Source organism: Denitratisoma sp. (assembly GCA_032027165.1).
Lineage (GTDB): Bacteria > Pseudomonadota > Gammaproteobacteria > Burkholderiales > Rhodocyclaceae > Desulfobacillus.
Window position 1 is genome coordinate 1,876,993 of sequence record JAVSMO010000001.1, and the last position, 19,847, is coordinate 1,896,839.

General features: G+C 69.5%; 15 protein-coding genes. 5 read left to right on the plus strand and 10 right to left on the minus strand.

Features of this window, described 5'->3' with window-relative positions; all coding sequences use genetic code 11:
- The 4 genes from ROZ00_09250 to ROZ00_09265 all read right to left on the minus strand — a co-directional run bounded on the left by ROZ00_09250 (nucleotide 1) and on the right by ROZ00_09265 (nucleotide 4,772).
- On the minus strand, nucleotides 1-411 hold the full coding sequence (locus tag ROZ00_09250) for a hypothetical protein (GenBank protein MDT3736398.1): 411 nt from the start codon (nucleotides 409-411) through the stop codon (nucleotides 1-3).
- Nucleotides 412-435: 24 nt separating this feature from the next.
- Nucleotides 436-1,695, minus strand: coding sequence for a TIGR03862 family flavoprotein (locus tag ROZ00_09255; protein ID MDT3736399.1), 1,260 nt, complete (start codon nucleotides 1,693-1,695; stop codon nucleotides 436-438).
- Nucleotides 1,696-1,756: 61 nt separating this feature from the next.
- Nucleotides 1,757-3,166, minus strand: coding sequence for a Re/Si-specific NAD(P)(+) transhydrogenase subunit beta (pntB, locus tag ROZ00_09260; GenBank protein MDT3736400.1), 1,410 nt, complete (start codon nucleotides 3,164-3,166; stop codon nucleotides 1,757-1,759).
- Between the two features lie 13 nt (nucleotides 3,167-3,179).
- Entirely contained in the window at nucleotides 3,180-4,772 is a 1,593-nt protein-coding gene (locus ROZ00_09265; GenBank protein MDT3736401.1) for a Re/Si-specific NAD(P)(+) transhydrogenase subunit alpha, read from the minus strand.
- 148 nt (nucleotides 4,773-4,920) lie between these two features.
- Between ROZ00_09265 and corA the strand changes: the two genes are divergently transcribed.
- Nucleotides 4,921-5,988, plus strand: a complete 1,068-nt coding sequence (gene corA / locus ROZ00_09270; protein MDT3736402.1) for a magnesium/cobalt transporter CorA — start codon at nucleotides 4,921-4,923, stop codon at nucleotides 5,986-5,988.
- Between the two features lie 212 nt (nucleotides 5,989-6,200).
- Complete coding sequence (locus ROZ00_09275) at nucleotides 6,201-7,466, plus strand: ATP-binding protein (protein MDT3736403.1); 1,266 nt, start codon at nucleotides 6,201-6,203, stop codon at nucleotides 7,464-7,466.
- Here the strand turns inward: ROZ00_09275 and ROZ00_09280 are convergent.
- The 5 genes from ROZ00_09280 to ROZ00_09300 form a co-directional block, all read right to left on the minus strand.
- The gene (locus ROZ00_09280; GenBank protein MDT3736404.1) at nucleotides 7,426-8,250 is read right to left on the minus strand and encodes a protein phosphatase 2C domain-containing protein; all 825 of its coding nucleotides are present in this window, start codon (nucleotides 8,248-8,250) and stop codon (nucleotides 7,426-7,428) included. The genes ROZ00_09275 and ROZ00_09280 overlap by 41 nt on opposite strands.
- A gap of 63 nt (nucleotides 8,251-8,313) precedes the next feature.
- The gene (locus ROZ00_09285) at nucleotides 8,314-9,990 is read right to left on the minus strand and encodes an AMP-binding protein (GenBank protein MDT3736405.1); all 1,677 of its coding nucleotides are present in this window, start codon (nucleotides 9,988-9,990) and stop codon (nucleotides 8,314-8,316) included.
- A 1-nt stretch (nucleotide 9,991) separates the two neighbouring features.
- Nucleotides 9,992-11,227, minus strand: a complete 1,236-nt coding sequence (glcF, locus tag ROZ00_09290) for a glycolate oxidase subunit GlcF (GenBank protein MDT3736406.1) — start codon at nucleotides 11,225-11,227, stop codon at nucleotides 9,992-9,994.
- Between the two features lies 1 nt (nucleotide 11,228).
- On the minus strand, nucleotides 11,229-12,275 hold the full coding sequence (gene glcE, locus ROZ00_09295; GenBank protein ID MDT3736407.1) for a glycolate oxidase subunit GlcE: 1,047 nt from the start codon (nucleotides 12,273-12,275) through the stop codon (nucleotides 11,229-11,231).
- Nucleotides 12,276-12,280: 5 nt separating this feature from the next.
- A complete protein-coding gene (locus tag ROZ00_09300; GenBank protein ID MDT3736408.1) occupies nucleotides 12,281-13,738 on the minus strand; it encodes an FAD-linked oxidase C-terminal domain-containing protein in 1,458 nt (485 codons plus the stop codon).
- A gap of 164 nt (nucleotides 13,739-13,902) precedes the next feature.
- Here ROZ00_09300 and ROZ00_09305 point away from each other — a divergent pair, with 164 nt between their 5' ends.
- From ROZ00_09305 to ROZ00_09315, 3 genes are read left to right on the plus strand one after another with little or no spacing between them, the layout of a single operon-like run.
- Nucleotides 13,903-14,955 carry a response regulator gene (locus tag ROZ00_09305; protein ID MDT3736409.1) on the plus strand — a complete coding sequence of 351 codons (1,053 nt, stop codon included), beginning with the start codon at nucleotides 13,903-13,905 and terminating at the stop codon, nucleotides 14,953-14,955.
- Nucleotides 14,945-18,178, plus strand: coding sequence for a response regulator (locus tag ROZ00_09310; GenBank protein MDT3736410.1), 3,234 nt, complete (start codon nucleotides 14,945-14,947; stop codon nucleotides 18,176-18,178). Before ROZ00_09305 ends, ROZ00_09310 begins: the two co-directional genes overlap by 11 nt.
- A complete protein-coding gene (locus tag ROZ00_09315) occupies nucleotides 18,175-18,546 on the plus strand; it encodes a response regulator (GenBank protein MDT3736411.1) in 372 nt (123 codons plus the stop codon). The genes ROZ00_09310 and ROZ00_09315 overlap by 4 nt, the downstream gene beginning before the upstream one ends.
- Here ROZ00_09315 and ROZ00_09320 read toward each other — a convergent pair.
- Nucleotides 18,543-19,799 carry a glycerate kinase gene (locus tag ROZ00_09320; protein MDT3736412.1) on the minus strand — a complete coding sequence of 419 codons (1,257 nt, stop codon included), beginning with the start codon at nucleotides 19,797-19,799 and terminating at the stop codon, nucleotides 18,543-18,545. The two genes, ROZ00_09315 and ROZ00_09320, sit on opposite strands and share 4 nt — an antisense overlap.
- Nucleotides 19,800-19,847 lie beyond the last annotated feature (48 nt).

Sequence of the window (19,847 nt, forward strand, 5' to 3'; positions counted from 1 at the left end):
CTAGATCGTCCACTCCTCGCCGCACTTGCGGCAGCACACCTTGAGCCAGACTTCCTTGGGATCGGCGATGTTGGCGGGCTCCTCGTGCAGGGCGCGGCCGGCGTCGACGATGCTGAACTTCGCGTAGGCATTGCAGGCGGGGCAGTGGGCGTGGTCGCCGATGTGCTCGGCGACCAGCATGATGCGCTTGTAGCGCTCCCAGCAGAACAGGCTCACCCAGACGCCGCCGAGGCCGACGGCCAGCGCCAGGACCAGGCCGCCCGGGCCCTTGCGGCCGCCGAACAGTTCGAGCGAGGAGGCCACGGCGATGATGCCGAGGAAGCAGGTCGTCAGGTAAAGATGGCCCTCGATGAGCTGGCGCTCATACCACTTCCGGAAGCCGAGCTTGCGCATCCTGCCGAGGGTGTCCATGCATCAATTCTGATCCCTTTGGCCCTAAAGCTGAAGAAGCGGCTGGCGGGCCCCGGCCAGCCAGGCCAGGACACCCAGGCCCGCCGCGCGGCCGCTGGCGAAGCAGGCGGTGAGGAGATAGCCGCCGGTCGGCGCCTCCCAGTCCAGCATCTCGCCGGCGCAGAACACGCCGGGCAATTGGCGGATCATCAGGCGCTCGTCGAGCGCCTCGAACATCACGCCGCCGGCGCTGCTGATCGCCTCGGCTATCGGGCGCGGCGCCACCAGCCGCAGCGGCAGCGCCTTGATCGCGGCGGCGAGGCGGGCGGGGTCGGCGAAATCCTCCGCCGGCAGCACTTCGCGCAGCAGCCCGACCTTGACGCCCTTGAGGCCGATGCAACTTTGCAGGTGGCTGGACAGCGAGCGTGCGCCGCGCGGCCGCGACAGCTCGTCGACCAGGCGCGGCAGGTCGCGGCCGGGCGCGAGGTCGAGGTGGAGGACGGCTGAGCCCCGGGCGGCGATTTCGTCGCGCAGCCGCGCCGACAGCGCGTAGACCAGGCTGCCTTCGATGCCGCTCGCCGTCACGACGAACTCGCCCTGCCGGCGCTCGACGGCGCCATCCTCATCCGCGAGCGACGCCACCACGGATTTCACGGGATGGCCGGCGAAGCGCGTGCGGAAGTGTTCGCTCCAGCCGATGTCGAAGCCGCAATTGGCCGGCCGCAGCGCCGCCACGTCGACGCCGCGCTGCACGAGCTGCGGCACCCAGGCGCCGTCGGAGCCGAGCTGCGGCCAGCTGCCGCCGCCCAGGGCCAGCACCACGGCGTCGGCGCGCACGGCTTGCTCCCCCTGCGGCGCTTGGAATCTCAGCGCGCCTGCCGCATCCCAGCCCAGCCAGCGGTGGCGCACATGGAAGCGCACGCCGGCCTCGCGCAGGCGGTGCAGCCAGGCGCGCAGCAGCGGCGCCGCCTTCTTCTCGACGGGAAACACGCGGCCGGAGCTGCCGACGAAGGTTTCGACGCCGAGCCCGCGCGCCCATTCGCGCAGGGCCTCGGGGCCGAAGGCGTCGAGCAGCGGTTCGATGCGCGCGCGGCGTCCGCCGTAGCGCGAGAGGAACAGCTCGCGCGGCTCGGCATGCGTGAGGTTCAACCCGCCCTTGCCCGCCAGCAGGAACTTGCGGCCGAGCGAGGGCATGGCGTCGTAGACGTCGACCCGCACGCCGCCGCGGCTCAGCGCCTCCGCCGCCATCAGGCCGGCGGGGCCGCCGCCGACGATTGCAACCGAGCGTTGGGAAAGGTTCGTCATGAGGGTCGAAAACGACGACGCCCGCAGGCGCGGGCGTCGTCGCGGCATCGGCCGGGAAGGCTCAGGCCTTGAGGGCCACCAGCACCTCGTCGAGCATCTTCTTGGCGTCGCCGAACAGCATGCGGTTGTTGTCCTTGTAGAAGAGCGGGTTGTCGACGCCGGCGTAGCCGGAGGCCATCGAGCGCTTCATGACGATGGAGGTCTTCGCCTTCCACACTTCCAGCACCGGCATGCCGGCGATGGGGCTGGTCGGGTCGTCCTGCGCCGCCGGGTTCACGATGTCGTTGGCGCCGATCACCATGGCGACGTCGGTGTCGGGGAAGTCCTCGTTGATCTCGTCCATCTCGAGCACGATGTCGTAGGGGACTTTCGCTTCCGCCAGCAGCACGTTCATGTGGCCGGGCATGCGGCCGGCCACCGGGTGGATGCCGAAGCGCACGTTGACGCCCTTCTCGCGCAGGTGTTTGGTGATCTCGAACACCGTGTGCTGGGCCTGCGCCACCGCCATGCCGTAGCCCGGCACGATGATGACGTTCTTGGCCTCGCGCAGCATCTCCGCCGTCTCCGCCGCGCTGACGGGACTGACTTCTCCGGCCGGCTGCTCGCCGGCTTTCGCCGCCGGCGCGCCGCCGCCGGTGCCGAATCCGCCGGCGATGACGCTGATGAAGTTGCGGTTCATGGCGCGGCACATGATGTAGGAGAGGATGGCGCCGGAGGAACCGACCAGCGCGCCGGTGACGATGAGCAGGTCGTTCGACAGCATGAAGCCGGTCGCCGCCGCCGCCCAGCCCGAGTAGCTGTTGAGCATCGACACCACCACCGGCATGTCGGCGCCGCCAATGGCCATCACCATGTGGATGCCGAAGAGGAGCGAGATGACGGTCATGACGATCAGCGGCGTCATGCCGGCCTCGATGGAGGGCGCCATGACGAACTCGCGGCCGTACCAGAGCACCACCAGCAGGCCGGCGAGGTTGAGCCAGTGGCGCGCCGGCAGCAGCAGCGGCTTGCCGCCGATCTTGCCGGAAAGTTTGCCGAAGGCGATCACCGAGCCGGAGAAGGTCACCGCGCCGATGAGGATGCCGACGTAGATCTCGATCTCGTGGATGGCCTTCTCGGCGCCGGTGTACTGGATCGAGGTGTCGACGTAACTGGCGAAGCCGACCAGGCAGGCGGCGAGGCCGACCAGGCTGTGCATGATCGCCACCAGTTCGGGCATCTGCGTCATCTGCACGGCGCGCGCGGCGTAGAGGCCGATGGCGCCGCCCGCCACCATGGCGGCGACGATCCAGGGGATGCCGGCGGCGGCCACGCGCGGGCCGAGCACCGTGGCGAGCACGGCGATGGTCATGCCGATGATGCCGTAGAGGTTGCCGCGCCGCGAGGTCTCCGGATTGGAGAGGCCGCCGAGGCTGAGGATGAAGAGGATGGTCGCGCCGAGGTAAGCGACGGTCGTCAGGCTTGAAGTCATTTGTCGCTTCCCCTTACTTGCGGAACATCGCCAGCATGCGGCGGGTGACGGCGAAGCCGCCGAACATGTTGATGGCGGTGAGCGCGATTCCCACCACCGCCAGCCAGCGGATCAGCGTGTCCGGCCGCCCGGCCGTGCCATCGGCCAGGGGCGGCGCGATCTGCACCAGGGCGCCGATGGCGATGATGCTGGAGATGGCGTTGGTGACGCTCATCAGCGGCGTGTGCAGCGAGGGCGTGACGTTCCAGATCACCATGTAGCCGATGAAGCAGGCCAGCACGAACACCGTGAAATGGCCGAGGAAGGAGGCCGGCGCGTAGGCGCCGATCAGCCAGAACAGCGCGGCGGCGACGCCGAACATGATCGCCAGCGTGCTGCCGGCCATCGGCTCGCCGGCGCCGTGGCCGTGACCGCCCTTGGCGGCGGGCGCGGCCGCCGCGGCCGGTTTGGCTTGCGGCGGCGCCGCCGGCGCCTTCGGCGGGGGCGGCGGCCAGGTGATCGTGCCGTCCTTGATGACGGTGAGGCCGCGGATGGCCTCGTCGTCCATGTTGACGTCGATGTTGCCGTCCTTGGTCTTGCACAGCTCCTCGGCGAGGCGGAACAGGTTGGTCGCGTACAGCGTCGACGACTGCTTCGACAGGCGGCCGACGAGATCGGTGTAGCCGATGATGGTGACGCCGTGCCTGACCACCGCTTGGCCCGGCTCGGTCAGCTCGCAGTTGCCGCCCTGCTCGGCGGCCATGTCGACGATGACGCTGCCCGGGCGCATCGACTGCACCATCTCGGCGGTGATCAGACGGGGCGCCGGCTTGCCGGGGATCAGCGCGGTGGTGATGATGATGTCCACCTCGCGGGCCTGTTTGGCGTACATCTCGCGCTGGGCCTGCTGGAAGCCCTCGCTCATCACCTTGGCGTAGCCGCCGCCGCCGGAGCCTTCCTCCTCGTAATCGACCTTGACGAACTCGCCGCCCAGCGAGACGACCTGGTCGGCCACTTCGGCGCGGGTGTCGTTGGCGCGCACGATGGCGCCGAGGCCGGCGGCGGTGCCGATCGCCGCGAGTCCCGCCACGCCGGCGCCGGCGATGAAGACCTTGGCCGGCGGCACCTTGCCGGCGGCGGTGATCTGGCCGTTGAAGAAGCGGCCGAAGGCGTTGGCGGCCTCGATGACGGCGCGGTAGCCGGCGACGCCGGCCTGCGAAGTCAGGGCGTCCATCTTCTGCGCGCGGGAGAGCGTGCGCGGCAGCGAATCGATGGCCAGCACGGTCGCCTTGCGGGCGGCGAGCTGCTGCATCAGCTCGGGATTCTGCGCCGGCCAGATGAAGGAGATCAGCGTCGTGCCCTCGCGCAGCAGGCCGACTTCCTCGGCGGAGGGACCGCGCACCTTGAAGACGATGTCGGCCTTCGCCCACAGGGCGGTGGCGCCGTCGACGACCTCGGCGCCGGCGGCGCGGTAGGCATCGTCGCTGAAATTGGCGGCATCGCCGGCGCCGGATTGCACGGCGACCGCGAAACCCAGCTTGATGAGCTTTTCAACCACCTCGGGCACGGTGGCGACACGTTTCTCGCCCGCAGCCGTTTCCTTCGGCACGCCTATGACCAGCGGCATGGCTCTTTCCCCTTCTTTGGTAATTTCGCGTTGGATTCCGCCAGGATGCCGGCCAGCCGGCCGACCTTGACGATAAGCGGCAATAATACTTAAATCGATCCGCTGTGGGTAGGTTGCAGCACGCTCATTCTTGATTGAGGCCTGAAACATGAAAAAAACCCGCAAGCTGCGCTCGCAGAAAATCGGCCTCGCCCCCGGCGCCCTCATCCACGTCGGCGAGCGGCGCACCGCCCAGCCCGACATCGCCCTATTCGAATACGACGCCGGCGCGCTGCAGGAAACCCGCTTCGCCTCCATCGCCGAGTCGCGCGAAAAGCAGCGCGGCCCGGGCACGCTCTGGCTCAACGTGCACGGCCTGCACGAACCGGAAGTCCTCGCGGAAATCGGCCACCGCTTCAGCCTGCATCCCCTCGTGCTGGAAGACATCCTCAACACCGACCAGCGTCCCAAGGTGGACGACTACGGCGACTATCTCTACATCGTCGCCCGCTTCTTCGAGTACGACGCGGCGACGGGCACCGTCGCTTCCGACCAGGTCAGCATCGTGCTCGGCACGGACTTCGTGCTGACCTTCCAGGAGCGGCCGACCGGCACCTTCGATCCGCTGCGCGAGCGGCTGCGCGGCGACAAGGGGCAGATCCGCAAGCTCGGCGCCGACTACCTCGCCTACTCGCTCCTCGACACCCTCGTCGACCGCTACTTCACCGTGCTGGAACAGCTGACCGAGCGCACCGAGGCGCTGGAAGACCGGTTGCTGGAAAAGGCCACGCCCGCCCTGCTCAAGGAGATCCACGAGATCAAGCGCGAGACGATGGTCATGCGGCGCGCCGTCTGGCCGCTGCGCGAAGTCATCAACAGCCTGACCCGCGCCGACCAGCGCTTCTTCAAGGCGGAAACCCAGCCCTACCTGCGCGACATCTACGACCACACCGTGCATGTCATCGAATCGCTGGAGGGCATCCGCGACCTCATCGCAGGCATGCTCGACATCTACCTCTCCAGCATCTCCAACCGGGTCAACATGGAGGTGCGCATCCTCACCGTCATCACCACGCTGTTCATGCCGGCGGCGCTGATCGCCGGCATCTTCGGCATGAACTTCCGGCACATGCCCCTGATCGCGGACAACGAAGGATTCCTCGTCGCGCTCGGCATGATGGGCGCGATAGCGCTGGCAATGGTCACGGTCTTCTGGCGCCGTCGCTGGCTGGGTTAAGAACTGCTTTATGGCACGTACGCCGGTATCATAAGCGGCGCCGAAAAAAAGAATGATGGCCGCTTCGCGAAACAGGGCGCCGATGCGTTTTTTTCTTCTGTAGAATCCCCTCTCCAAAAAAAAATCGCCCGGCAGGCCGCCTGACCGGTGCCGACGCATAAAACACCGCAGCACCCCAGGGAGGAATCGTTTTGCAGGCTTTTGCGCAGCCCATGGAACCGGCGTCCGAAGGCGCCCTGGCGGAGCTGCGCGCCCTGCACGCCCTGGCCGAGAGCATCAACCGCAGCACTTCGCTCGAGGCGATCTATCCCGAGGCCCTGCAGGCGCTGCGCCGGATCGTCCGTGCAGACCGCGCCGCCGTGCTGCTCTGCGACTCGCAGGGCGTCATGCGCTTTGCCGCCTGGAATGGCCTCTCGGCGCCGTACCGCGCGGCCGCGGAAGGCCATTCGCCCTGGGCCGCCGATGCAGCGAACCCCGAGCCCGTCCTGGTGGCCGACCCGGCGCAGGATCCTGACCTGGCACCGCTGCTGCCGGTGCTGCGCGCGGAAGGCATCGCCTCGCTGGCCTTCATCCCGATCGCCCACCAGGGGCGGCTGCTCGGCAAGTTCATGCTGTATTTCGACGCGCCGCATGCCATGGCGGCGGATGAGGTCCGCCTGGCCCTGACCGTCGCCGAGTACCTGGCGCTGGCCGTCTCCCGGCAGCGCGCCGTCGACGAAATCCGCCGGCTGAACGCCGATCTCGAGGAGCGCGTGCAGCACCGCACGCGGCAGCTGGAGGAAGCCAACCGGGAGATGGAGGCCTTTTGCTATTCCGTCTCGCACGACCTGCGCGCACCGCTGCGGGCACTCGACGGCTTCGCGCACATCCTCCTCGAGGATGCCGGTCATATCCTGGACGAGGCGGACCGTGACAACCTGCGGCGCATCATCGCGGCGAGCGGGCGCATGGGGCGGCTGATGGACGACCTGCTCAAGCTCTCGCGCATCGGCCGCGCCGGCTTGCGCCTCGCGGAGACCGACCTGGGCGGCATTGCCGCGGGCATCTTCGAGCGCCTGCGCAGCGAGGAGCCCGAGCGCCGCATGACCGCCCGGGCCGCAGAAGGCCTCCGGGTGCGGGCCGATGCCGGACTGCTGCGCATCGCCCTGGAAAACCTGATCGGCAACGCCTGGAAGTACACGCGACGGAATGCCGACTCGCGCATCGAGTTCGGCGCGCGGGAGGAGGACGGCGAGACGTATTACTTCGTGCGCGACAACGGCGCCGGCTTCGACATGCGCCATGCGACGAAGCTGTTCTCGCCGTTCCAGCGCGTGCATGCGCCGGGCGAATACGAGGGCACCGGCATCGGACTGGCCATCGTGCAGCGCATCGTGCAGCGCCACGGCGGCCGCGTCTGGGCCGAGTCCGAGCCCGGCCGCGGCTCGACCTTCTGCTTCACGCTCTGGGCGGATGGAATCCCGGCGGAGCTCCGCTAGGATTCGCGGCGGGCGGCGGCCCCGGCTTCTTCTCGACTTTCTTTTCCACCAGTTTGACGATCACCAGCGAGCAGTTGTCGCCGTGGCCGTTGGCGCGGTCGCGTGAGCGCTGGATGAGGATTTCCGCCGCCGCGCGCGGCGGATGGGCCGCCAGCACGCCGCCCAGCTCGGCATCCGAGAAATAGGCCCACAGCCCGTCGGAGCAGAGCAGGAAGATGTCGCCATCGGCCAGCGGCGCGGTGCCGCCGAAATCGATCGTCGGCTCCCGTTCGGAGCCGAGGCAGCCGAGCAGGACGTTCTTCTGCGGGTGGTGCTCGGCCTGTTCCGGCGTGAGGTAGCCCTGCTTCACCATCTCGTTCACGTAGGAATGGTCGGAGCTGCGGCTGACCAGCTTGTCGTTGCGGAAGTGGTAGATGCGCGAATCGCCGCAGTGCGCCCAGTCGACGCGCCCGGCCTGGAACAGCAGGACGCAGGCCGTGGTGTGCGGATCCTGCTCGCTGGTGAAGCGCGTCAGCTTGATGACGACATGGGTCTCGTTGATGATCGTGCGCAGCAGGTCCTGCGGCGATTCGTCGGCCGGCGCATAGTCGTCGAAAGTCTGGCGCGCCTTGAAGACGACCTGCTCGGCGGCCATGGCGCCGCCGGTATGCCCACCCATGCCGTCGGCCAGCACGGCCATGAGCAGTCCGGGCCGCTTGGGATGGGGGAACAGTGCAACGCGATCCTGTTGTTCCTTGCGGTCGCCGATATGCTGGGCGGCGCAGGTTTCGACGCTGAGGGCCATGGGTGAAGGACTTTGATGAATATTCGGCCCGAATGTAGCACGCCCGGGCCGATCCCGCCCTGATCAGGCATGCCCGGCCCGGAATTTCTCCTCTTCCCGGAGCCGCAGCACGCGCCGCTGCACCTTGCCGGTGGTGGTCATCGGCAGGCTGTCGATGAACTCGAAGGCCTTCGGATATTCGTAGGGCGCCAGGTACTGCCGCACGTGGGCGGCGAGTTCGGCCTCCAGCTCGCCCGAGGCCTGCCGGCCGGGCTGCAGCACGATGAAGGCCTTGACGACGGTGCCGCGCGTCTCGTCGGGCGCGCCCACCACGGCGGCATTGGCCACCGCCGGATGCTTGACCAGGCAGTTTTCGATCTCGGAAGGGCCGATGCGGTAGCCCGCGCTCTTGAACATGTCGTCGGCGCGGCCCTGGTACCAGAGGTAGCCGTCCTCGTCCGTCTTCGCCAGGTCGCCGGTGCGGCCCCAGGCGGATTCTCCCGTGCCGATGTATTTTTCGTCCGTGGCCTGCGGGTTCTTCCAGTATTCGAGGAGGAACACCGGGTCCGGTTCGCCGTTGCAGGACCGCTGCACGCAGACCTCGCCGACCTCGCCCGGCGGCAGCACGTTGCCGGCCTCGTCGAGCACCGCCACGCGGTGGCCGGGATAGGGCCGCCCCATGGCGCCCGGCTTGGCCGGGTACGCCGCGGCGCAGCCGCCGACGACGTAGTTCATCTCGGTCTGGCCGAAGATCTCGTTGATGCTGACGCCGAGCTGCTCCTGCGCCCAGCGGAACACCGTCTCGCCCACCGCCTCACCGCCGCTCATGATGGTGCGCAGATTCACGTCGTAACGGGACTTCGGCTCCGGCACCGCCTTCATCATCATCTTCAGCGCGGTGGGGAAGAGGAAGGCGTTCCGCACGCCGTACTTCTCGATCAGCCAGAAGGCCTTCTCCGGGTCGAAGCGGCCGCGGTAGCCGAGGATCGGCATGCCGTAGTGCCAGGTCGGCAGCAGCGCGTCGAACAGGCCGCCGGTCCACGCCCAGTCGGCGGGCGACCAGAACATGTCGCCCGGCTGCGGGAAGAAGTCGTGCGAGCAGGCGAAGCCCGACAGGTTGCCGAGCAGGGTGCGCTGCGCCATCAGCGAACCCTTCGGATTGCCCGTCGTGCCGCTGGTGTAGATGATCACGGCCGGGTCGTCGGCCGCGGTGTCGACGCAGGTGAAGCGGCGCGAGGCGCGCGACAGCAGCGCGTCCCAGTCGTGCACGCCGGTTTCCCTGGCGCCGCCGACGCCGATGACGTGGCGCAGGTGCGGCAGCCGGTCCTTCACCGCCCACAGCCTGGGCAGGGTGCTCTCGTCGACGATGGCGACGCAGGCTTCCGAGTTCTCCAGCCGGTACTCCAGCGCGTCGGGGCCGAAGAGGTGCGACAGCGGCAGCGCGATGGCGTCCATCTGGTAGCAGGCGATGTGGGCGATGCCGGTCTCCGGCCGCTGCGGCAGGATGATGGCGACGCGGTCGCGCCGCATCACGCCGAGCGCGTGCAGCACGTTGGAGAGGCGGTTGGCCGCCGTCTGGATGTCCCAGAAACTCCAGGCTTCGGTGCGGCCGGCCTCGTCCTCGTAGTAGAGGGCGAAGCGCGCGCGGTCCTCCGCCCAGCGCCCGCAGCAGGCCTGCGCCATGTTGAAGCGCGCCGGCGCGTTCCAGCGGAAGGTGTCGAACAGTTCGTCGTAGTTCTTCGCCGCGGCGTTCAGTTCCATCTCAGCTTCCCAGTTGTCGATCCAGCAATTCTATCCAGTGGGAAACCGGCGTGGGCGTGCCGGCCTGCAAATGGGCGATGCAGCCGATGTTGGCGCTGGCGATGGCCTCGGGCGCGCCGGCCTGCAGGCAGCCGAGCTTGTTGTCGCGCAGCTTCAGCGAAAGCTCCGGCTGCAGGATCGAGTAGGTGCCGGCCGAGCCGCAGCAGAGGTGGCCGTCGGCCACCGGCGCCAGCTCGAAGCCGGCCCCCTGCAGGATGGCCTCCGCGGCGCCGCGCACGCGCAGGCCGTGCTGCAGCGAACAGGGGGAGTGGAAGGCGATCTTGCGCCGTGCCGCGGGGACTGACTTTTGCAGCAGGGCCGCCAGACCGTCCTTCTCGGCTGCGATCACTTCCGCGACGTCGCGCGCGAGCAGCGTCACGCGCGCCGCCTTCGCCGCATAGGCCGGGTCGCCTTCGAGCAGGTGGGCGTACTCCAGCACATGGGCGCCGCAGCCCGAGGCCGTCATGACGATCGCCTCGGCGCCGGCCTCGATGTGCGGCCACCAGGCGTCGATGTTGCGCCGGGCGTCCTCGCGCGCGCCCTCGTGGTCGTCGAGGTGCAGGCGCACGGCGCCGCAGCAGCCGGCGCCCTCCGCTTCGATGACGGAAATGCCGAGTCGGTCGAGCACTCGCGCCGTGGCGGCGTTGATGTTGGGCGACATGCTCGGCTGCACGCAACCGGCCAGCATGAGCATCCTGCGCGCGTGGGAACGCCGTGCCGCCGGGACTGACTTTTGTTTCGGCAGCACCTTGGCCTTCAGCGCAGGCGGCAGCAGCGGTCGGAAGAATTGTCCGAGCTTGTAGGCCGGCCCGAACAGCCAGCCGCGGGTGAGGCCCTCGCGCAGGGCGAAGCGCAACAGGCGCTGGCCGGACGGGCGCGCCACGCGCTGCGCCACCACGGCACGGCCGATGTCGACCAGGCGGTGGTATTCGACGCCGGAGGGGCAGGTCGTCTCGCAGGCGCGGCAGGTCAGGCAGCGGTCGAGGTGGCGCTGGGTCTTCTCGGTGACCGCGGCGCCCTCGAGCAGCTGCTTGATGAGGTAGATGCGGCCGCGCGGGCCGTCGAGCTCGTCGCCCAGCAACTGGTAGGTCGGGCAGGTGGCGGTGCAGAAGCCGCAGTGCACGCACTTCCTCAGGATGGCGTCGGCCGTGTCGCCGTCCGGCGTGCCGCGGATGAAATCGGCGAGGTTGGTCTGCATGTCAGAAGTCGGGATACGAGCGGCCGGGGTTGAACAGGCCTTGCGGATCGAAGTTGCGCTTGAGCTTGCGGTGGATCGCCATCAGCGGCGCCGGCAGCGGCTGGAACACGCCGATGCCTTTATCCCCGCCGCGGAACAGCGTGGCGTGGCCGCCGGCCTGCGCCGCCGTCTCGCGCACGACCGCGGCCGGGCCGTCGAAAGCCAGCCAGCGCAGGGCGCCGCCCCACTCGATCAGCGGTTCGCCCGGCAGGGCCAGCGGCGGCGCCTTCGACGGCAGCGACAGGCGCCAGAGCGCCGCACCACCGGAAAAGAAACCGTCCTCCTGCTCGCGCACGCCGCGCCAGAAGCCATCCGCATCGGCGACGGCTTCGCCGCCGATCTTCTCGCGCGCCGCCGCCACCGCGGCGCGCGCGCCGGACAGGCGCAGCGTCAGCAAACCATCGCTCCAGCAGGTGGCGGAAATCGGCAGCGGCTGGCCGCCCCAGCGGTTCATCGCCTCGATGGCCTTGTCCTGCGGCAGCTCGAGGCGCAGCGTCGCCTCCGCCGGCGGCTTCGGCAGCACCTTGAGCGAGACTTCCAGCAGCAGGCCCAGCGTGCCCATCGCCCCGGCCATCAGGCGCGAGACGTCGTAGCCGGCGACGTTCTTCATGACCTGGCCGCCGAAGTTGAGGATTTCCCCCTGGCCGTCGAGCAGCTTCACGCCGAGGACGAAGTCGCGCACTGCGCCGGCCGTGGCGCGGCGCGGACCCGAGAGCCCCGCCGCGACGCAGCCGCCGACGGTGGCATCGCCGTAATGCGGCGGCTCGAAGGCCAGCATCTGGCCCTTTTCCGCCAGCGCCGCCTCGAGTTCCGCCAGCCGCGTGCCGGCGCGCACCGTCACCACCAGTTCGGTCGGCTCGTAGGCGACGAGGCCGGCATGGCCCGCCGTCTCGAGCAGCGTGCCCTCGGGCGCATTGCCGTAGAAATCCTTGCTGCCGCCGCCGCGGATGCGCAGCGGCGCCTTGTCCACCGCCGCGGCGAGCACGCGCTCGCGCAGCGCTTCCGTCATGTCGCTCATTTCGCTGAGCCCGTCAATCTGTATTCGGAGCAGCGCCGCGGCGTCGGCACGGCCTTGCCGGGATTCAGCAGGGTGTGTTCGTCGAAGGCCGCCTTGACGCCGCGGAAGGCGGCCAGCTCCTGCGGCGAGAACTGCGCGCACATCTGGCCGACCTTCTCGATGCCGACGCCGTGCTCGCCGGTGATGGTGCCGCCGACCTCGACCGAGAGCTCGAGGATCTTGCCGCCGTAGCCGGTGGCGCGCTCGACCTCGCCGGGCCGGTTGGCATCGAACATGATGAGCGGATGCAGGTTGCCGTCGCCGGCGTGGAAGACGTTGGCGCAGCGCAGGCCGTATTCCTGCGACAGCTCGGCGATGCGCGTCAGCACGCGCGCCAGGTGCTTGCGCGGGATGGTGCCGTCCATGCAGAGATAATCCGGCGTGATGCGCCCCACCGCCGGAAACGCCGCCTTGCGCCCGGCCCAGAACTTCAGCCGCTCGGCCTCGTTCTGCGAGACGCGGATCTCGGTGGCGCCGCTCTTTTCCAGCACGGCACACATGGCGGCGATCTCCTCGGCCACCTCCTCCGGCGTGCCGTCGGATTCGGCAAGCAGGATGGCTTCCGCATTCAGGTCGTAGCCGGCGTGCACGTAGTCCTCGACGGCGGCCGTGGCGGGCTTGTCCATCATCTCGAGCCCGGCCGGGATGATGCCGGCGGCGATGATGTCGGCGACCGCATTGCCGGCCTTCACCACGTCGTCGAAGGAGGCCATCGCCACCTGCGCCAGCTGCGGCTTCGGCGTCAGCTTCACCGTCGCCTCGAGCACGATGCCGAGCATGCCTTCCGAGCCGATCATCAGGGCGAGCAGGTCGTAGCCGGGCGAATCCAAAGCTTCGCTGCCGATCTCCACCACCGTGCCGTCGATCAGCGCCACGCGCACGCGCAGCACGTTGTGCACCGTCAGGCCGTACTTCAGGCAGTGCACGCCGCCGGAGTTCTCGGCGACGTTGCCGCCGATGGTGCAGGCGATCTGGCTCGACGGATCGGGCGCGTAGTACAGGTTGAAGGGCGCCACCGCCTCCGAGATGGCGAGGTTGCGCACGCCCGGCTGCACGCGCGCGGTGCGCGCCACCGGGTCGATGTCGAGGATGCGCATGAATTTCGCCAGCGACAGCACGACGCCGTGCTGCACCGGCGTGGCGCCGCCGGACAGGCCGGTGCCGGCGCCGCGCGCCACCACCGGCACGCGCAGTTCGTGGCACAGCTTCAGCACGGCGACGACCTGCTCCTCGGTGGTCGGCAGCGCCACCAGCAGCGGCAGCTGGCGATAGGCGGTGAGGCCGTCGCACTCGTAGGGCACGAGGTCCTCCCGTTCGACGAGCAAAGAGTCAGTCGCCAGGATGCGGCGCAGGCCGGCGACGAGGCGGGCGATCTCGGCCTCGGTCAGCTGTCGGTGTTCTTCGGGTGAGCCCATGTTTCCTCCGTCTGGCGGATGCTAATGGCGGAGTGGCCATGTTGGCAATGCGGGTAAACACCGGTTGCGGCGCCAGCCTGTGCGCGATTCCGCTTGAACACTCCATCCAAAAGGCATAATCTAGGAAAAACGCATAATTTCCGCCAACGGAGGGGCAGAGGGCCATGGGCAAACCGGCTCTGATCCAGATCGTCGACGACGACCTGCGCAACATCCGCCTGCTCGAGGCCCAGCTCAAGGCCGAGGGCCACGAGATCATGACCGCCCTCTCCGGCCACGCCTGCCTGGCGCAACTGAGAGACCGGCTGCCGGACCTGATCCTGCTTGACATCATGATGCCGGGCATGGACGGCTTCGAGGTGGCCGGCCGGCTCAAGCAGGACGCGCGCACGAAGGCCATCCCCGTCATCATGGTCACCGCCCTGGAAGATCGCGACTCGCGTCTGCGCGCCCTGCACATGGGCGCCGAGGAGTTCCTCAACAAGCCAATCGACCGCGCCGAGTTGTGGATCCGGGTACGCAACATGCTGCGTCTGAAGGAGTACCAGAACTTCCTCGCCGAGCACAACCGCATCCTCGAGGAACAGGTGGCCGAGCGTACCCAGGCGCTGCGCGAAGCCTACAAGGACACCATCTTCACCATGGTGCGTGCGGCCGAATTCAAGGACGAGGAAACAGGCGCCCATGTCCAGCGCATCAGCTTCTACTGCCGCGACATGGCCGAGGAGCTCGGCATGGATGCGCATTTCTGCGACGAGATCTTCCATGCCAGCCCGATGCACGACATCGGCAAGATCGCCATTCCCGATGCCGTGCTGCTCAAGCCGGGCGGCTTCACTCCGGAGGAATGGGCAGTGATGAAGGGCCACGCCGCCTTCGGCGCGAAGATCCTCGAGCGCGGCGGCTCCCCCTACACGAAGATGGGCGCCGAGATCGCCCTCAACCACCACGAGCGCTGGGACGGCACCGGCTACCCGGACGGCGTGCAGGGCGAGGCCATCCCCTTCCCGGCGCGACTCATGAACATCGCCGACGTCTACGACGCACTGCGCTCGAAGCGCCCCTACAAGCCGGCCTTCACGCACGCGCGGGCCGTCGAGATCATCACCGTAGGCGACGGCCGCACCCAGCCCGGCCACTTCGACCCGCAGGTGCTCGACGCCTTCGGCCGTTGTGCCGGGCGCTGGCGCGAAATCTACGAGACCAATGCCGACTGAGGCGCCGGCGGGGAAAGTCAGTCCCGGCGGGACGGCGCGCCCGCCCGGCCTGCGCGCCGCCGCCCCCTTCTCCAGCCTGCGCGCACGCCTGCTCGCCCTCGTCGCCCTGGCGCTGGCGCCGGCTTTCATGCTGGTCGCCTGGCTGCATTACGACATCCTGCGGAACGAACGCGCCGGCATCGCCGCCAGCGCGCGCCACATCGCCGCCTCGCGCGCCGCCGAGTTCGGCGAGAAGGTCGCAGAAACCAGGAGGCTGCTCGCCATCCTCGCCAGTCTTCCCGTAGTCAGGGGCGATCCGCGTCTGCCGATATGCAGCGAAGTTCTCGCCAGGATGCAGCGCGAGCTGCATCAATACGGCAATCTCGGCGTGGCATCGCTTGACGACAGGGTGTCCTGCAGCGCACAACCTTTCGACCCAGCACATCCGCCGCTGGTGGGCGACCGCCTGTGGTACCGCCGCGCGCTCGACACGCAGGGTTTCGCGGTGGGCGAACATCTCGTAGGGCGCGTCACCGGCCGGCACAGCATCACATTCGGCAGCCCGGTGACCAACTCGCGGGGTGAAATCTCTGGGGTCGTCTTCGCGGCCTTCGACCTGGCCTGGTTGTCGGGCTTCGTCTCCGGCCTGTCGATGCCGGCGAACGGCGTTTTGCACTTGCTGGACCGCGAGGGCCGCATCCTCGCCCGCCATCCCGAACATTCCGCCTGGGTCGGCAAGACGCACCCTCGGGCCCGGATGCTGCTCGCCATCTCAGCCGGCAAGGCGGAGGGTGCCGCCGAGGCTACCGGCGTCGACGACGTGCCGCGCATCTATTCATACGCCCATGTCCCTGGCACGGACAATGAACTAACCGTCTTCTTCGGCCTGCCCAAGGACGCCGCCGAGGCCGAGGCGCGCCAGCGCTTCGCCACCAGCCTGGCCTTCATGGCCCTCATCCTCCTGGCCGGCTTCGCCCTGGCCTGGCTCGCCGCCGAAGCAATGGTGCTGAGCCGCGTGCGTCGACTGTCGGATACGGCCGGCCGTCTTGCGGGGGGCGATCTCGGCGCGCGCAGCGGCATCGATGCGCCGGACGAGATCGGCCGCCTCGCCGCCGCCTTCGACGGCATGGCCGCAGCCGTGGAGGAGCGCGAACGCCAGCTGGACCGCGCCAACCGCGCGCTGCGCATCATCAACGCCTCGAACCGCGAGCTGCTGAAGAGCGCCGACGAAGCGACGCTGCTCTCCGCCATCTGCCGCCACATGGTGCGCCAGGGCGGCTACCGCGCCGCCTGGATCGGCCGCCGCATCGACGACGAGGCGCACAGCATCGAGTACGTCACCGGCGAGGGCATCGACGGCGAATTCGAGGCGGCGCTGCGGCAACTCACCTGGGCCGATACGCCGGCCGGCCGCGGCCCCCTCGGCACCGCCATCCGCGAACAGCGCACGGTGATCATGCAGGACATCCTTGCCGACGCGCTGTATGCGCCCTGGCAGGCGCTCGCGGCCCCGCGCGGCCTCGCCTCCGCGGCGGCGCTGCCGATCCGCCTGAACGGCGAGCTGTGGGGCGCCGTTGCCCTCTACGCCGGCAGGGCGGATGCCTTCAGCGAGGCGGAGGTATCCCTGCTCGCGCAGGCGGCCGACGACCTCTCCATCGGGCTGGCTGCGCTGCAGGCGCAGGCGCGCGAGCGGGCCGCGCGCGAGGCCAGCCGCATCAAGAGCGACTTCCTCGCCTCGATGTCCCACGAGCTGCGCACGCCGCTCAACGCCATCATCGGCTTTTCGGAGGTGATGCGCGACGGCATGGCCGGCGAAGTGACGCCGCAGCAGCGCGAATACCTGCAGGACATCCTCGCCAGCGGCACCCATCTGCTCGAACTCATCAACGACATCCTCGACCTGTCCAAGGTGGAGGCCGGCAAAATGACGCTGGAGCTGGAGTGCCTGCCGGTCGATTCGCTCCTGCGCGCCGGCCTGGCCGTGGTGCGCGAGAAGGCGATGGCCCGTCGCCTGGCGCTGGAGCTGCAGGCCGCGCCCGACGTCGGCGAGCTTTGCGCCGACGGGCGCAAGGTCAAGCAGATCGTCTACAACCTGCTCTCCAATGCGGTGAAGTTCACCCCGGAGGGCGGCCGCGTCGCGCTCTCGGCCCGCCGCGTGCCGCTCGCCGAGGTGCCGTCCGGAACGGAGCAGCCCCCCGGCGTCCTCGATTACCTGGAGATCGCCGTTGCCGACAGCGGCATCGGCATCGCGCCGGAGGACCAGGCAAGGCTGTTCACCGCCTTCACCCAGATCGACTCGGCACTGTCGCGCCGCCATGAGGGGACCGGGCTGGGGCTGAGCCTCGTGAAATCCCTGGCTCAGCTGCACGGCGGCGCCGTCGCGGTGGACAGCGCGCCGGGCAAGGGCTCGACCTTCCGCGTCTGGCTGCCCTACCGGCCGGCGGCCGACTGCCTTGCCGTCGCGCGCCGCCATTCCGGTAAGGCGGCGGAAACCCGCGGCGGCAAGGTGCTGGTGGTCGAGGACGATGTGCGCGCCTTCGAACTCCTGCGCCTGACGCTGGAGCAGGAAGGCTTCACCGCGATCCGCGCCGCCAATGCCGCCGAGGCGCGCGCGCACCTCGAGGCGGAGACGCCCGACCTCGTCACCCTCGACATCCTGCTGCCGGGCGAGGACGGCTGGCAGTTCCTCAACTGGCTCAAGCTCTCCGCCGCCTACGCGCACATCCCGGTGGTGGTGATCTCCATCGTCGCCGAGCAGGAAAAGGGATTCTCGCTGGGCGCCTCCGCGGTGCTGCAGAAGCCTTTCCACCGGGAGGATCTGATGCGGGCGCTGGCCGAGTTCGGTTTCGGCCCGGCCGGAGAGGCCGGGCAACGCATCCTGGTGGTGGACGACGATCCGGCGGCCGTCGAGCATCTCTCCACGCTGCTCGCCGCGGAAGGCTACGCCGTAGACAGGGCCTACGGCGGACGCGAGGGCGTCGCAAAGGCGCTCGCCGCCCCGCCCGACCTGATCCTGCTCGACCTGATGATGCCGGACCTCTCCGGCTTCGACGTGGTGACGGTGCTGCGCACCGACTCGCGCACGGCCCTCGCGCCGATCGTCATCGTCACCGGCAAGGACCTCGCCCCGGAGGACCGCACGGCACTCAACGGCCACGTCCAGGCCGTCGTGCAAAAGAGCCGCTTCTCGCCCGAAACCTTCCTCGCCGAAGTGAGGCGCGCACTCGGATCGAGGGACCGATGACCGTGGCCACCATCCTGATCGTCGAGGACAACCCGGCCAACCTCAAGCTCGCCACGCTGCTGCTGGAGAAGGCCGGCCATGCCGTGCTGGCCGCCGCCGACGGCGAGGCGGGCGTCCGCCTCGCCGGGGAGCGCCTGCCCGATCTCGTGCTGATGGACATCCAGATGCCCGGCATCGACGGCCTCGAAGCGACGCGCCGCCTGCGCGCCGATCCGGCCACGGCGGGGTTGAGGATCGTCGCACTCACCGCGCTCGCCATGAAGGGGGACGAGGAGCGCATCCTGGCTGCCGGCTGCGACGGCTACATCGCCAAGCCCTTCCATCCCGCCGAGTTCCTGGAGAAGGTCGCGGCGGCGCTGGGCCGTTAGGCGATCAGGATCGCGCGGAAGTCATTCACGTTGGTGCGCGTCGGCCCGCTGACGACGAGGTCATTCAGCGCGGCGAAAAAGCCGTAGCCGTCGTTGTCGGCGAGCCGCGCCTTCGCGTCGATGCCGGCGGCGCGGGCGCGCGCCAGCGTATCGTCGGTCAGCACCGCACCGGCATTGTCCTCGGTGCCGTCGATGCCGTCGGTGTCGCCGGCCAGGGCATGGATGCCGGCGGCGCCGTCGAGCGCCAGCGCCAGCGCCAGCAGGAACTCGGCGTTGCGCCCGCCGCGCCCCCGCCCCTTCACCGTCACCGTCGTCTCGCCGCCGGAGAGCAGCACGCAGGGCGGCCGCGCCGGCGCGCCGTGCCGGGCGCAGGATTTCGCCATGCCGGCCAGGGCCTTCGCCACCTCGCGCGCCTCTCCCTCGAGGGCATCGCCGAGAATGAGCGGTTCGACGCCGGCCGCGCGCGCCGCCGCGGCGGCGGCCGCCAGCGAGGCCTGCGCCGTGGCGATGACGCGCGTCTCGCAGTGGGCGAAGCGCAGGTCGTCCGGCTTCGGCGTCTCGCTGATGCCCGACCTGAGCAGGGCCTCCACCGCCGGCGGCACGGCGATGCGGTATTTCTCCAGGACCGCCAGGGCGTCGGCGCAGGTGGTCGGGTCCGGCACGGTGGGCCCGGAGGCCACCACCGCCGGGTCGTCGCCCGGCACGTCGGAGATCACCAGCGTCAGCACCCGCGCCGGGTAGGCCGCCGCGGCGAGGCGCCCGCCCTTGATGGCGGAGAGGTGCTTCCTCACGCAGTTCATCTCGCCGATGCCGGCGCCGCTCTTCAGCAGGGCGCGGTTCACCGCCTGCTTGTCGGCCAGGGTGATGCCCTCGTGGGGCAGGGCCAGCAGGGCGGAGCCGCCGCCGGAAACCAGCACCAGCACCCGGTCGTCGGAAGTCAGTCCCTGCACCGCGGCGAGCATGCGCGCCGCCGCGGCGCGGCCGGCCTCGTCGGGCACGGGATGCGCCGCCTCGACCACCTCGATGCGCCGGCAGGGCATGGCATGGCCGTAGCGCGTCACCACCAGGCCGGACAATTCGCCGGTCCAGTGCTGCTCCACGGCATGGGCCATGGCCGCGGCAGCCTTGCCGGCGCCGATCACCACGGTCCGGCCCCGGGTCGGCGGCGGCAAGTGGCGCGGCACGCAGGCGGCCGGGTCGGCGGCGGCGACCGCCGCCTCGAAAAGCCCCTTCAGGAACTGTCGCGCATCCATTTCCATGTCCGGCCTAAAGTTTCCCATTCAGTTGCCGTAAAAAACCTT